This is a genomic window from Anaerococcus prevotii DSM 20548 (genome assembly GCF_000024105.1).
GTDB classification, from domain to species: domain Bacteria; phylum Bacillota; class Clostridia; order Tissierellales; family Peptoniphilaceae; genus Anaerococcus; species Anaerococcus prevotii.
On sequence record NC_013171.1, the window covers coordinates 1,043,006 to 1,056,765 of the forward strand.

At 33.0% G+C, this 13,760-nt stretch carries 12 protein-coding genes; all 12 read right to left on the bottom strand.

Annotated elements, in window-relative coordinates; genetic code table 11:
- Window positions 1–86 precede the first annotated feature (86 nt).
- Window positions 87–437: a type II toxin-antitoxin system PemK/MazF family toxin gene (locus tag APRE_RS04975; protein ID WP_015777905.1), complete on the bottom strand. Its 351-nt coding sequence runs from the start codon at window positions 435–437 to the stop codon at window positions 87–89.
- On the bottom strand, window positions 427–1,548 hold the full coding sequence (gene alr / locus APRE_RS04980) for an alanine racemase (RefSeq protein ID WP_015777906.1): 1,122 nt from the start codon (window positions 1,546–1,548) through the stop codon (window positions 427–429). The genes APRE_RS04975 and alr overlap by 11 nt, the downstream gene beginning before the upstream one ends.
- A 2-nt stretch (window positions 1,549–1,550) precedes the next feature.
- Complete coding sequence (locus APRE_RS04985; RefSeq protein WP_015777907.1) at window positions 1,551–2,723, bottom strand: NAD(P)H-hydrate dehydratase; 1,173 nt, start codon at window positions 2,721–2,723, stop codon at window positions 1,551–1,553.
- Complete coding sequence (locus APRE_RS04990) at window positions 2,723–3,985, bottom strand: amidohydrolase family protein (RefSeq protein WP_015777908.1); 1,263 nt, start codon at window positions 3,983–3,985, stop codon at window positions 2,723–2,725. The genes APRE_RS04985 and APRE_RS04990 overlap by 1 nt, the downstream gene beginning before the upstream one ends.
- Window positions 3,986–4,064: 79 nt before the next feature.
- Window positions 4,065–5,483: an Asp-tRNA(Asn)/Glu-tRNA(Gln) amidotransferase subunit GatB gene (gatB, locus tag APRE_RS04995; RefSeq protein ID WP_015777909.1), complete on the bottom strand. Its 1,419-nt coding sequence runs from the start codon at window positions 5,481–5,483 to the stop codon at window positions 4,065–4,067.
- Entirely contained in the window at window positions 5,473–6,885 is a 1,413-nt protein-coding gene (gene gatA, locus APRE_RS05000; RefSeq protein WP_015777910.1) for an Asp-tRNA(Asn)/Glu-tRNA(Gln) amidotransferase subunit GatA, read from the bottom strand. The genes gatB and gatA overlap by 11 nt, the downstream gene beginning before the upstream one ends.
- An 8-nt stretch (window positions 6,886–6,893) precedes the next feature.
- The gene (gene gatC / locus APRE_RS05005) at window positions 6,894–7,172 is read right to left on the bottom strand and encodes an Asp-tRNA(Asn)/Glu-tRNA(Gln) amidotransferase subunit GatC (protein ID WP_015777911.1); all 279 of its coding nucleotides are present in this window, start codon (window positions 7,170–7,172) and stop codon (window positions 6,894–6,896) included.
- A gap of 1 nt (window position 7,173) precedes the next feature.
- Complete coding sequence (ligA, locus tag APRE_RS05010) at window positions 7,174–9,174, bottom strand: NAD-dependent DNA ligase LigA (protein ID WP_015777912.1); 2,001 nt, start codon at window positions 9,172–9,174, stop codon at window positions 7,174–7,176.
- A gap of 1 nt (window position 9,175) precedes the next feature.
- Window positions 9,176–11,371 (bottom strand): ATP-dependent helicase, encoded by a 2,196-nt coding sequence (locus APRE_RS05015; RefSeq protein ID WP_015777913.1) that lies wholly within the window; start codon window positions 11,369–11,371, stop codon window positions 9,176–9,178.
- A 57-nt stretch (window positions 11,372–11,428) separates the two neighbouring features.
- Window positions 11,429–11,749 (bottom strand): YerC/YecD family TrpR-related protein, encoded by a 321-nt coding sequence (locus tag APRE_RS05020; RefSeq protein ID WP_015777914.1) that lies wholly within the window; start codon window positions 11,747–11,749, stop codon window positions 11,429–11,431.
- The gene (locus APRE_RS05025) at window positions 11,746–12,402 is read right to left on the bottom strand and encodes a type 1 glutamine amidotransferase (protein WP_015777915.1); all 657 of its coding nucleotides are present in this window, start codon (window positions 12,400–12,402) and stop codon (window positions 11,746–11,748) included. The genes APRE_RS05020 and APRE_RS05025 overlap by 4 nt, the downstream gene beginning before the upstream one ends.
- Complete coding sequence (locus APRE_RS05030; protein WP_015777916.1) at window positions 12,399–13,730, bottom strand: Mur ligase family protein; 1,332 nt, start codon at window positions 13,728–13,730, stop codon at window positions 12,399–12,401. Before APRE_RS05030 ends, APRE_RS05025 begins: the two co-directional genes overlap by 4 nt.
- Between the last annotated feature and the right edge of the window lie 30 nt (window positions 13,731–13,760).

Consider the following 13,760-nt stretch of genomic DNA (forward strand, 5'->3'; position numbering starts at 1 on the left):
CAGAGCTGTTAATAAGAAAGAAATTTGCTTCTAATAAATAAGAAAAATTTTCCTTCTTAAACAGCTCTTTTATGTATTAAGTAAGTTTAGTTATCTACTAAATCTAATGATATGGCCATTGCTTCATCTATTTTTAGCATTATATCGTGATTAAAGCTACCTATTTTTTCTCTTAATCTTTTCTTATCAATTGTTCTAAGCTGCTCCATCAATGCTACACTATTTTTGGGAAGTCCGAACTCGTTACCCTTTAGTCTAACATGGGTGGGAAGCTTGGCCTTATTAAGCTGACTAGTAACGGGAGCAACTATAATAGTTGGTGAATATTTATTACCTACATTATTTTGTACAACAATAACGGGCCTCACACCTCCCTGCTCACTTCCTACAACAGGAGATAAGTCAGCATAAAAAAGATCACCTCTTTTAATTTTCATAGAGTTCTCCTAAATAATTATCTATATGAACAATACTTCCATCTTTTACATAAACTCTAGTTAATCTCATATCAAATGATGTCATTAATTCATAAGGTATTGTTACAATCTTATTAGCTTCTTCGTAAATGTCTGGGTATAGTATCACCTCATCTTCTATTTTACAGTCGATATCGCTTACATCGACCATGATCTGATCCATACAGACCCTACCACAGACTTTGGAAATCTTACCATTTATTAGTACTTCCCCAATATTGGAAAAAGCTCTAAAATATCCATCAGCATAGCCTATAGGAATTGTCGCAATCTTCATTCTACTTTTCGCTTTGAAAGCCCTGCCATAACTAACTGAGTCACCTTCGTTGATCTCCTTTACGAAAGATACCCTGCTTTTTAATAAAAAAGCCTGTTCAAGTCTAATATCTTTTCTTTCTCTCAAATAATCGGAAGGATAGATACCATACATAGCAATTCCAATCCTATCCATATCAGAGATAAGATCATGATAAATAGATGCTGCTGAATTTGCTATATGAAATATCTCAATATTAAATTGATCATCTAGCTTCTTTCTTATTCTTTCGAACTTTTCATATTGCTCTTGGGTGAAAGTCTTATCTTCTTCATCTGCTGTAGAAAAGTGGCTGAAAGCTCCCTTTATTTTTAATCTTTCTAGTTGTTTTAGCTTAATAATTCTATCAAATTCAAATTCTCTAAATCCTAGGCGGGAATGGCCGGTATCTAAGGCTATGTGAACCTTTAAATCCCCAACTATACTCTTATTTATCCTTTCCGCATAGGATAAGTCATAAATTGGAATTTCAATGTCATAATCCACGCATTCATTTGCTTCTTCAACGCTGACAAAACCCAATATCATTATAGGTTTTGTAATGCCAGCAATTCTTAGGTTTTTAGCTTCAAGGAAATTAGCAACAGCAAAATATGATACTTGGTTTTCTATGTATTTAGCAATAACAGTTGCTCCCAATCCATAAGCATTTGCCTTGACTACAGCACAGATATTTTTATTTTTAGATATTTTTTTTATATTTTCGATATTTCTCTGTATTTTATCTATATCAACTTCAATATAATTAGTAAACATTCCTACCCCAATAATTTCATAGCACCTGGAATATGGTTAACAATGTCAGATGCTATTATTGAATCTTCGCATAAGTCTTTTGATGCAAGATCTCCTGCTAACGATTGGATGTAGACACCAAGACAAGCCGCCTCGTAGTTATCCAACCTATGTAATAAAGCAGATATTACTCCAGATAATACATCCCCACTTCCTGCAGTAGCCATTCCAGGATTTCCGATTTTATTTATATAGATCCTAAATCCATCAGTAACTATTGTTTCCTCAGATTTTAATACAAGAATTACTCCCTTATCCCTAGCAAATTTTTTAGCAAGACCTATTCTATCAGAATTAATTTGATCAAGGCTTAATTTCGTAAGTCTAGAGAACTCCATAATATGAGGCGTTAATACAAGATTTTTGTGGTTTTTTAATATCTTGATATCGCTGCTAATAGCATTTAATCCATCTGCATCTATAAGTATTTTACCACTAAAGTCTTTAAATATGCTATTAATTAATGAATTTAATGAATCATCTTGGCCCATCCCCGGACCTATAGCTAATATATCCTTATCTTTTAGATAATAATTTATTTTTCTTAGATTCTCTTCGTTATTAATAATATTAAAAGAGTCTAGTGGCAAAATTATCTGCTCATTAGTTTTTATTTGAAGAATATTGCTAATAGACTTAGGAACGATATTATATACTAGTCCAGCGCCAGTTCTTAGGGCAGCCATGGAAGAAAGATATACAGAACCACTCATACCAGAACTTCCACCTAGTATAGCGATTTTGCCGTAATCTCCCTTGTGAGTATCCTTCTTTCTTTTAGGAAATATTTTTTTGAAATACTCATCTACATAAACATTTTCTAAGTTTGACTCACATACAGCAAGAGCATAGTCCCCATCATGGCTTATGCTTATATTATCCGTTAAGAAAAATCCATCTAAGAGAACACATGGCTTTCTATCCCTGTATCTTATTTCGATTCTCCTATTTATAATATAAGATAGATTAAAACCATAAGCCTTAATAGTGGCTTCTTTTGCCGCAAATATTCCAGAAAGACTCATAACAAAATTTTTACTTTGGCTTGCATGATCTAATTCTTTTTCTGTAAATATCTTTAAGATATTAGATTTTTCCTTAAATTTATTTATACTAACTAAGTCTATTCCAAGCATTATCTAGCCTTAAGATCTTCGAATTGTCTTTTTGTTTTTAATATTATATTTTCGCTATCGTCATTATTAAACTTTCCATCTCTATATACAATATTACCACCTATAATAACATTTTTTATATCAGATTCATAAGTAGAAAAGCACAAGGACGATAGGATATCATTGTGGGGTGTGTGGTTTTCATTATTGATATCAATCATTATTAGATCAGCTTTATAGGATTCTTTAATCATTCCTACTTTATCAAAACCTAAGGCCTTTGCTCCATTAACCGTTGCCATCTGTAGCATTTCTATGTAACTTATCGGTCTACTTGAATAAAGTTTTGAGACAAGCATTGATACTTCCATCTCTCTTAGAATTGAGAGCTTATTGTTACTTGAAGCAGAATCAGTACCTAAGCATACATTAATTCCCTTGTCGATTAATCTGGCTAGGTCTAAAAAGCCTGATGACAGTTTCAAATTAGAGCTTGGATTGTGTACAACGCTTACATTATTTTCCTTTATAATGTCCAAATCATTATCGGATAAATATACTCCATGAGCAGCTATTGTTCTATTTTTAAAGATACCTGCCTTATCAAAAAGCTCAGTAGGGCTCATCTTATAATTTTTATAGCAATCTTCATTTTCTTTTTTTGTCTCTGATAAGTGGATATGAATAGGTAACTTGTATTCTTGAGCATAGTCAGATATTTTTTTTAAATAATCTAGATCAGAAGTATAAACTGCATGAGGACCTAGTCCTATATCTATAAGCTTATCTTCTCTATATTTATTAGCAAGATCTATATTTTCCTTGATTTTTGAAAAACCATGATCTGGAATCGCCAACCCTCTAGAAATTTGCGATCTAATATTCATTTCCTTGCAAGCTTTTGCCGTTTCCTCGCAGAAAAAATACATGTCTGCAAAGCTAGTTGTCCCTGCCTTAATCATCTCTAAGAGAGCAAGTTTTGATCCATAGTAGACATCCTCTGCCTTAAGCTTATCTTCAAGTGGCCATATGTAATCGTTAAGCCAAGTCATCAAATCTGTCTCGGGACCATAGTTTCTAAAAAGTGTCATAGCAACATGAGTATGAGCATTCACAAATCCAGGCATTGTTAGAAAGTTTTTTCCATCTATAACCCTATCACTTTTAAAATCTTCCCTACTTCCTATATAGGAAATCTTATCATCTTCTATATAAATATTCGCGGTTTTTATTTCTTCATCTTCCATTGTAAGAAGTTGTGTATTTTTAATTAATATATTCATTCTATAAAAGAGCTATCTTGAATCAATCCATAAGGATTAGAGCTTACTATATAGCAAGCTCTCTTATGGCATATTAGCTCTATTCTCCTATCTTTTCTCTTAGTAGTTTATTGATTTCTTGAGGGTTTCCTTTTCCCTTAGTTTTCTTCATTGCTTGTCCAACTAAGAAGCCGAAAGCTCTATCCTTTCCTCCCCTAATGTCTTCTACGGAATCAGGATTTTCATTTAAAACCTCATCTACTACTTCTTCTAGGAAGGATGAATCTGATATTTGAAGTAAGTTTCTTTCTTCAGCTAATTTTTCTGGGTCTTCGTTAGATTCGTAGATTTCCCTTAGAATCTTTTTGGCAACATTATTATTTACCTTATTTTCCTTTGCCAAAAGAATTAGCTTAGAAAAGTTTTCAACTGAAAGTTTCATCTCTGAAGGACTTTCTTCAAACTCGTTTAATCTTCTGGATAACTCTGATAGAATCCAGTTTGCACATGTATTAGGATCATTGACTATAGAATTGGTTTTTTCAAATAGGTCAGCAAGTTCTCTATCATTAGCTAATAAATTCGCGTCATACTTGCTAAGCGAAAGTTCCTTGATATATCTCGCTTCTTTTTGACCTGGCAGTTCTGGTAGATTTTCTTTAACGTGGTTTATGAAATCGTCAGAAAGCTCAATCAGAGGAATGTCACCTTCTGCGGAGAATCTATAGTCGTTTCCAACTTCTTTATTTCTCATATGAACTGTTTCTGATAATTCATCATCCCATCTTCTTGTTTCTTTAACTCCAACTTCTCCTTCTTCAAGAAGGGCGATTTGTCTTTTTTCCTCAAAAGCTAGAGCGTTTTCTATAGCCTTAATAGAGTTGATGTTCTTAATCTCAGCTATGGCAGTTCTTTGTCCATTTTCTAAGTTTTCGATATTGATATTAACATCAACACGCATAGAACCTTGAGCCATGATACAGTCTGATACTCCTAAAAATCTTAAGGTAGAAGCAAGAGTTTCGACATACTCCCTAGCTTCATCTGGTGAAGACATATCAGGTTCACTTACTATTTCTATAAGTGGTACACCTGCTCTGTTGTAGTCCATAAGGGTCGCATTATTTTCATCATGATTTGACTTACCTGTATCTTCTTCCATGTGGATTTCAGCAATTCTAATATTTTTACCTGACTCTAAAGTTAGGTAACCATTTGTTGCATAAGGCTTATCAAATTGAGTTATTTGATATCCCTTCACAAGATCTGGATAGAAGTATTTTTTCCTGTCCATCTTTTGGTCACGTCTTATGTCACAGTTAAAGGCAAGACCAGCCATAACAGCAAACTCAACTGCCCTTTCATTCATTTGAGGAAGAGTTCCTGGATGTCCTAGACATATTGGACATACATTTGTATTAGGCACTTGTCCGAACTCGTTTTTACAGGAGCAAAACATCTTCGTCTCAGTGGCTAGCTCCACGTGAATTTCTAATCCAATAATTGTTTTAGTTTTCATTTATACTCCTTAAAAATTTCTCGCCTGCATTGATTAACTTGTTATCTTCAAATCTATTTGCTATAAATTGTACTGATCCAGATATTCCCTCTCTAATTGGTAGGGAAAGACCACACATCCCAGCAAGGTTTACAATTACATTGAAACCATCTGCCCTAAAATCGCTTAAAGGGTCATGCTCATCATCTGTCAAGTATGGTGGTAGATTCGTTGTGGTTGGTGTTATCAATAAGTCAATTTCTTCGAATACTTCTTCTAATTCGTCTTTAATAAGACTTCTCAATTTAAGTCCTTGCTTATAAATTTTTTGATTATCATTTGATGATAAATACATAGTTCCAAGAGCGATTCTTCTTTGAACCTCTTCCCCTAGGCCCTCAGATCTGCTTTTTACGAAAAGCTCTTCTACACTTTCATAATCATCTGCCTGGTAACCAAATCTTACACCATCAAACCTACTCATATTTGATGATACTTCAGAGCTCATTACAACGTTATATACTGGATTTGCATATTTAGCATAATCCAAATCTATAGGGAAAAGTTCAGCTCCTAAAGACTGTAAAATATCCAAGGCTTTTTGGTAATCTTTCTTTACTTCTTCTTCAATTCCTTCATAAAGGCTTGACTCGGTCTTTATAAATCCAATCTTTTTACCTTTAAAGTCATAATCTTCGTATGAGTACTCATATTTTTCTAAATTAGAAGTCATATCTTTTGGATCATGGGATGCAGTTGTATTGGCCAATACTCGCATATCTTCGATATTTTTAGAGAATAAAGAAACTTGATCTAGGGTGTTTGCCATAGAAACTACACCATACCTACTCATTATTGAATAAGTTGGTTTGTATCCTAGAATATTACAGTATGATGCAGGACATCTTACAGACCCACCTGTATCTGTTCCAAGAGCTATTAGGACATCGCCCTTAGCTACTGCTGCCGCAGATCCTGACGATGAACCACCAGGAACTCTCTTATTATCAAGAGGATTTTTTGTAGGTCCAAAGTATGAGGTCTTGCCCCTACCGCCCATAGCAAACTCATCCATGTTAGTTTTAGCTACTATAATAGCATCTTCTTTTAATAGATTTTCTACAACACTTGCGTTGTATACTGGCTTGAAGTTTTCTAGCATTTTGGAAGCACAGGTCATTTTCATTTGGTCATAGGATATATTATCCTTAACTGCTACAGGCACTCCAAATAGAGATCCTATCTCATAACCATTTTTTAGTTTTTCATCTAACTTTTTAGCTCTTTCTATTGAGCCTTCACGGTCAATACTTATATAAGCATTCAATTCGTCGTTTTCTATTTTATCTAAGGTTGTTAAAATATTATCTTCAACACTTAGATTTCCGTTTTTATAATCTTCGATTAATTTTTCTATATTCATTATAGCTCCTATAATTTCCAATCAAGTCTAAAATAACCAAATTCTGTATCTTTAGCGTTAGCCAAAGCCTCATCTCTAGTTATGGATTCTTTAGCTTCATCTTCCCTAAAGATTGCCTTGTGATTTGGTATAAGTTCAGTCATATTAACTTCATCTGTATCAATGGTAAAGATATCTTCGATAAAATCTATAACTGTATTGAACTTATTTGCTAGTAAGTCAGTGTCTTTTCCTTCTAAACTTAGATTAGCAAGCCTGTATATTTTTTCTACTTCTTGTGTATTCATATTACATTCCTTCCAATTCTTTCAAGAAATCATATAATTTATCATTCTCATAAATTTCTATTCCTAAATTCTTAGCCTTATCTTTCTTTGAACCAGATTTTTCACCAGCTAAAACAACATCCGTATTCTTTGAAACTGATCCAGTAACCTTAGCTCCGTTACTTTCCAAAAGTTTCTTTATGTCATCTCTTTTATAATTATCTATAGTTCCAGTAATAACAAAAGTCATGTCATTTAAGCTATCACTATTATTATCTGCTTTTACTTCGGATATTTCTATACCTTTTTTCAATAAATTATCGATCGATTTGCTAATATTAGGATCTCTAAAGTATTCGATTATATTTTGTGCTGTAATTTCACCTATATCATCAATATCTGAAAGCTCTTCAAGGCTAGCGTGTCTTAAAGCATCAAAACTCTTAAACTTGTTGGCTAAATCTCTAGATGTTCTTTCACCTACATTTGGTATTCCTATTGCATAGATAAAATTATCAAGATCAACCTTTTTACTTGCTTCTATGGCATTTAAAAGATTTTTCGTTTTCTTATCTCCGAATCTATCTAAATTGATTAAATCGTCATAGCTAAGATCATATATATCATCTACTTCATTTATATCTAACTCTTCCATTAGTTGGGCTATAGTTTTTTCAGAAAGTCCTTCTATATCCATTGCATTTCTTGAGGTGAAATGCTCCATTCTCGCAAGAAGTTGTGGTTTACATGAAATAGAATTAGGACAAATTATGTGGACATTGCCTTGAATTAACTCGCTGCCGCAATATGGGCATTTGCTAGGCTTTTCTATCTCTTTCGTTCCTTCTTGATTCTCATCTACAACCCCTAGGATTTCAGGGATTACATCATTCGATCTTCTGATGAATACCTTAGATCCGATTCTTACTTTTTTCCTAATAATATCATCATAATTGTTTAGGGTGGCTCGACTTACTGTAGCCCCAGAAAATTCAACTGGATCTAGTATTGCACTAGGAGTTACTTTTCCACTTCTTCCTACATTCCAAACAACTTCCCTTAATGTCGTGGTATATTCTTCTGCCTCGAATTTATAAGCTATTGACCAACGAGGAAATTTGTTTGTTGAGCCTAAGACTTCTTGAGTTCTTTTATCATTGATCTTAATAACTACGCCATCAGTTAGAATATCTATATTTTTTCTTTCTTCCTCTATAAAATCAAGTTCTGCTAGCATTTCTTCTAGATTATGAACTTTTTTATGGTAAGGATGAATTAATAATCCCTGTTCTTTTAGAAATTCCAACATATCTTCTTCAGTAGCAAAATCTAGGTTATTAGTTGGTATAGAATAGAAGTAGGCTGTAAGCTTCCTTTTTGCAGTTTCTTTGGTGTTTAGATTTCTAAGTGCTCCTGCCGCAGCATTTCTAGCATTCTTTAGCTGCAATTCATTTTCCTCATTGTAACGAGTTAGTTCTGATAAGGGCATTAGTGCTTCGCCTTGTATTTCTAGTAAAGACTTCTCTTTAATTCTATTAGGAATTGATCTAATAGTTCTAACCTGAGGAGAAATTTCTTCTCCGATGATTCCATTACCCCTAGTCGCAGCATTTACTAAATTACCATTATTGTAGGTTAAGTTTACTGTTAGACCATCGAATTTATACTCCATTATATATTCAAGCTCAGCTAATTTATCATCGTGATTTATATTATAGTCATCTCTTAATCTATTACACCTATCAATCCAAGCTTCGAGCTCTTCGTGAGTCTGTGCCTTGTTTTGAGATAAGAGCTTAGTTATATGAAAATGCTTTTCAAACTTATCAAGTATTTCTCCTCCGACTACTTGGGTGGGAGAATCATCTCTAACATAGCCTGTTTCCTCTTCGAGTTTTCTAAGTTCATCATAGATTTGATCATATTCTCCATCAGAAACTAGAGGCTCATCCAAAGTATAATAGTGGTAGTTTAAATTCTCTATTTTTTCTATTAATTTATCTATTTTCTCTCTCTTATCCATATCAAACCTTCTCTATTGGAGCGTAGTCTTGGTTAAGTTTTTTAAGACCTTTTTCATCAAAAGCAACGACAAGCTCATTACCCTTATCTTGTTTTTTAATCTGGACGACCATACCGCTACCCCACTTAGCATGTACTATCCTATCCCCTACCTTATATTCATCGTCACTTGCACTGGTTTTGTTTAATTTTTTACCTAAGACTGACTGCCTGGTTTTTTCTCTCATGTAATCTTCAGCCATGGTCTTTTCGTATTCTCTTGATGAATAACCATACGAACTAATCTTTTCTTCGACCTTGATGTTATCAATTATTTCATCTATAAACCTAGATGGCTTGTAAAATACAGGTTTGCCATAATTCCTCCTTGCCTCAGCACTTGATAGAAATAGTTTCTCCTGGGCTCTTGTTATGGCCACATAGAAAAGTCTTCTCTCTTCTTCAATATTTCCTTCATCTATGCTTCTTTTTCCTGGAAATAGTCCCTCATCAAGACCAACTACAAATACTACTGGAAACTCTAGACCTTTTGCAGCATGCATTGTCATTAATGAAATCGAATTATCTGTACTTTCTGTCTTATCCAAATCTGATAGCAAGGATAAATTTTCGAGATAATCGTAAATATTGTCCTCTGGATTATTTTCCTGATATTCCGATGCTGATGATATAAACTCGTTTATATTATCTATCCTTGCCCTATCTTCAACTGAATATGATGACTCTAGAGATTTCATGTAGCCACTTTTGTCTAATACATCTTCAATAAGATCAACTATTTTGTAATTATCTACATTATCAAATATTTCCCTTAATGGTAAATAAAACTTCTCAGTAGACTTCTTAATCCTATCTGATATCAAGGTATTGAAACTATCATCTGTAATTAAGTCTAGAATGGCAATATTATGCAAATTAGCTACTCTTTGCAACTCTTCAATGGATTTATTACCAATTCCTCTTTTAGGCTCATTAATGATTCTTTTTAGCGATAGGTCATCTTTTGGATTAACTAAAATCTTTAGATAAGATACCAAATCTTTTATTTCTTTCCTATCATAGAACTTAAGTCCACCAACTACCTTGTAGTCTAATAAGTTCTTCATCAAAATCTCTTCGAATGGTCGTGATTGGGCGTTAGTCCTATAAAGAATAGCAAAATCCTTGGCATCATAGCCTTCTTGCATCAGGCTTTTTATATTATCAAGGACAAACTTAGCTTCTTCGCTTTCTACAGAATTCGCCTTATATATGACCCTATCTCCGCCCTTATTTTCAGTCCAAAGCTCTTTATCTTTCCTTTCAGAATTATTTTCTATTAGAAGATTTGCAGTTTCTAGGATGTTTTTTGTTGACCTATAATTTTGTTCTAGCTTTATTGTTTCAGCATCCTTAAAGTCTTTTTCGAAGTTAAGTATATTTGAAATATTCGCTCCTCTGAAGCTATAGATAGACTGATCAGCATCACCTACAACTGTGACATTGTTATGAAAACCCGCAAAATATTTAATTAGCTCGTACTGGCTGTTATTGGTATCCTGGTATTCATCTACAAATACATACTCAAATTTCTTTTGGTAAAAGTCTAATGTTTCTTTGCTTCTAACAAAAAGATATAAAACTTTGTCTATTAAATCATCAAAATCCAATGCGTTGTAGTAAAACTTCTTCTCTTCATATTTTTTATAGATTTCATAATAGATGTCGCCCTTGCTATAGTAAGTATTTAGTTTTAGAAATTCATCTGGATCCAAAGACTTATTCTTGGCGGATGATATCACATTAAGCGCATCTCTTGGAGCAATATCGTCCTTATATCCAAGTTCATTAATTATCTCTTTGATTAAGGTCTTCTGATCACTTGTATCATAAATAGTAAAATTTCTATCATAACCAATTTTATCGATATTCATTCTCAGAATTCTTGCGCAAATTGAGTGAAATGTCCCAATCCAAAGATGTGATACATCCATACCAAGGAGTTTTGAGATTCTTTCTTTCATTTCATTTGCAGCTTTATTGGTAAATGTTATAGCTATTATATTTCTCGGATCAATATTTTTTTCCTCAATAAGATAGGCAATACTCGTTGTAAGTACCCTAGTTTTGCCAGATCCTGCTCCTGCAAGAACTAACAGAGGTCCTTCGTCATGAAGTACTGCCTTTCTTTGCATTTTATTTAATCCATCTAAGTTCATATTTCACGTCCTTCCATCTATCACATTATACCATAAAAATAAAAGAGTAAGTTATCCTTACTCTTTGCTTTTTTCTTCTTTTAAATTCTTTTCGATAAGCCTTTCCAATACAATATCATAGCCGTTAGATCCATAATTTAATGATCTGTTTACTCTAGAAATTGTAGCAGTTGATGCTCCTGTTTCTTCTTCGATTACACTGTATGTTTTTCTAATCTTAAGAAGTTTTGCAACATGTAGTCTTTGTGCTATTGATTGGATTTCTCTAGCTGTACAAATATCTGTGAAGAAATCATAACATTGCTCAATATCTTCAAGCATTAATACTGCTTCAAAAAACTCATCTATTTCTTTGTTTCTTAATTTATTTTCTTTCATTTGCCTCTCCTATTAATTAATATATCAATTAAGCTTTCGCATAAATTGTTGTTTCTAGCAAGTAATGGTCCATGAAGGTAAGTACCTATAGTGTTTTTATATCTAAATCCTTCGCTCTTGTCTTTACCATTATTGCCATTACCTTCCAAGACATATGCAAAAGGCTCTTGACCTTCTCCCAAAAATGTTATACCGCCATGGTTTTCAAATCCTTTATAGATTGATTTTTCATCAAAGGCCGATTGAATTTTTATATTACCAGTAAATCTATTTTTATCTTCCTGGTTTATTGTGTAGTGGTCAAAAATCTTAAGACCTTCTATTTTATTATTGTAGGCGTCGTAATAGTACTGACCTAACAATTGATAACCGCCACATATAGCTAATAGTATACCATTATTTTCAATGTATTCTACTATAGCATCCCTTTTTTTAAGCAAATCTTTTTGCACTATACTTTGCTCATAATCCTGACCACCTCCAAAAAATACAAAATCATACTTTTTGTAATCAAAATCATCTCCAAGGCTTACTACTTCAATATTAGTTTCAAATCCCTTTTTTCTAGCCTCGTGAGCAAAAGCCATTACATTACCCACGTCGCCATATGTGTTTAATAAGTTTCCATAAAGATGTGCAATATTAACAATCATGATAATTCTAATACCTCTCTTAACCTTAGCATAGCTGTGTAAGTTGATAAGATATATACATTATCGGTCTTGGCGTTTTCTATTACATCGACTATTTCCTTCTCATAATCAAATTCTTTTATATCTCCTTCATAAATCTCTGCTATCTCTAGTCTTCTTTTCATATCAGAAGATCTCTTGCCAGAAACATAAACATCCTTAATATCCATCTCTTTTAATTTCTCGTAGTGAGAATCGTATATCCAGCTTACATCTAGTCCATCTGCATAATTGTCATTTAACAAACAAACGAGACTTATATCACTTTTATTTAAAAGCATCAATTCTATTATTTGATTAAGTCCAGTAGGATTTTTTACAAGATTAATTATTACATTCTTATCAGCTATCTTTATATTTTCTTGTCTGCCAAATACATTCTTTTGGGACTTAAGTCCCCTATATATTTCCTCATAAGTTAATCCTAGCTCTTTAGCAACAGCAAGTGAGGCTAAAGCATTATAAATATTATATAAGCCACCAACTGATATTTCATATTCTTCATTTGCTATTTTAAAAGTTGAATGGTCACTTTCTAATTTTTCTAGATTATCAATACAATATTTTAATTTCTTAGAGGAAAAATCACATGAAGGACAAGTAAAATCTCCCAGAGATGAGTAATTAACGAGCCTATACTTAAGAACACTATTACACTTTGGGCAAAGTATCCCATCGGAATTTAGTTCCGCATCTAAACTATAGTCCTCATGAACATCTCTCTTATCTCTTATTCCATAATAAACTTTTTTGTAGGAGTCCATCTTATCATAAGCGAAAATCGGAAGATCTCCATTAGCTACTATAGTAGCATCAGGCATCTCCTCCATTCCTTCCATCATCTTGTCGAAAATATTGTAGATTTCACCAAACCTATCCATTTGATCCCTGAATACATTGGTGAATACAACATAATCTGCCTTGAGGAACTTGCCTATTCTAGAAAGATTTGCCTCATCTACTTCGAGGACCGCAACAGTATCCTCATTTGGCGGATTATCCAGTAAAGACGTGATAATTCCTTGGACCATATTAGAACCAGAATCATTAGTAAAAACATTTTCATAGTGCTGTCTTAATATATTGGTCAAAAAATGAGTAGTCATGGTCTTACCATTCGTTCCTGTAACAAATATAAATTTTGTATTCTTGGATAATTCTTTAAGTATCTCTTTATCAAGTTTATAAGCAACATATCCTGGTAAGGAGGTAGCCTTATGATTTGTAATCTTTAAAGAAAATCTAATTAATTTTGCTATATTTTTTATTACTTTACTTTTAAAACTCATAGATTTACTATATACCCAAAATTATAATCT

Coding starts and splice junctions, on each gene's coding strand:
- APRE_RS04975 (WP_015777905.1), bottom strand. CDS start 437: ATGAAAATTAAAAGAGGTGATCTTTTTTATGCTGACTTATCTCCTGTT.
- alr (WP_015777906.1), bottom strand. CDS start 1,548: ATGTTTACTAATTATATTGAAGTTGATATAGATAAAATACAGAGAAAT.
- APRE_RS04985 (WP_015777907.1), bottom strand. CDS start 2,723: ATGCTTGGAATAGACTTAGTTAGTATAAATAAATTTAAGGAAAAATCT.
- APRE_RS04990 (WP_015777908.1), bottom strand. CDS start 3,985: ATGAATATATTAATTAAAAATACACAACTTCTTACAATGGAAGATGAA.
- gatB (WP_015777909.1), bottom strand. CDS start 5,483: ATGAAAACTAAAACAATTATTGGATTAGAAATTCACGTGGAGCTAGCC.
- gatA (WP_015777910.1), bottom strand. CDS start 6,885: ATGAATATAGAAAAATTAATCGAAGATTATAAAAACGGAAATCTAAGT.
- gatC (WP_015777911.1), bottom strand. CDS start 7,172: ATGAATACACAAGAAGTAGAAAAAATATACAGGCTTGCTAATCTAAGT.
- ligA (WP_015777912.1), bottom strand. CDS start 9,174: ATGGATAAGAGAGAGAAAATAGATAAATTAATAGAAAAAATAGAGAAT.
- APRE_RS05015 (WP_015777913.1), bottom strand. CDS start 11,371: ATGAACTTAGATGGATTAAATAAAATGCAAAGAAAGGCAGTACTTCAT.
- APRE_RS05020 (WP_015777914.1), bottom strand. CDS start 11,749: ATGAAAGAAAATAAATTAAGAAACAAAGAAATAGATGAGTTTTTTGAA.
- APRE_RS05025 (WP_015777915.1), bottom strand. CDS start 12,402: ATGATTGTTAATATTGCACATCTTTATGGAAACTTATTAAACACATAT.
- APRE_RS05030 (WP_015777916.1), bottom strand. CDS start 13,730: ATGAGTTTTAAAAGTAAAGTAATAAAAAATATAGCAAAATTAATTAGA.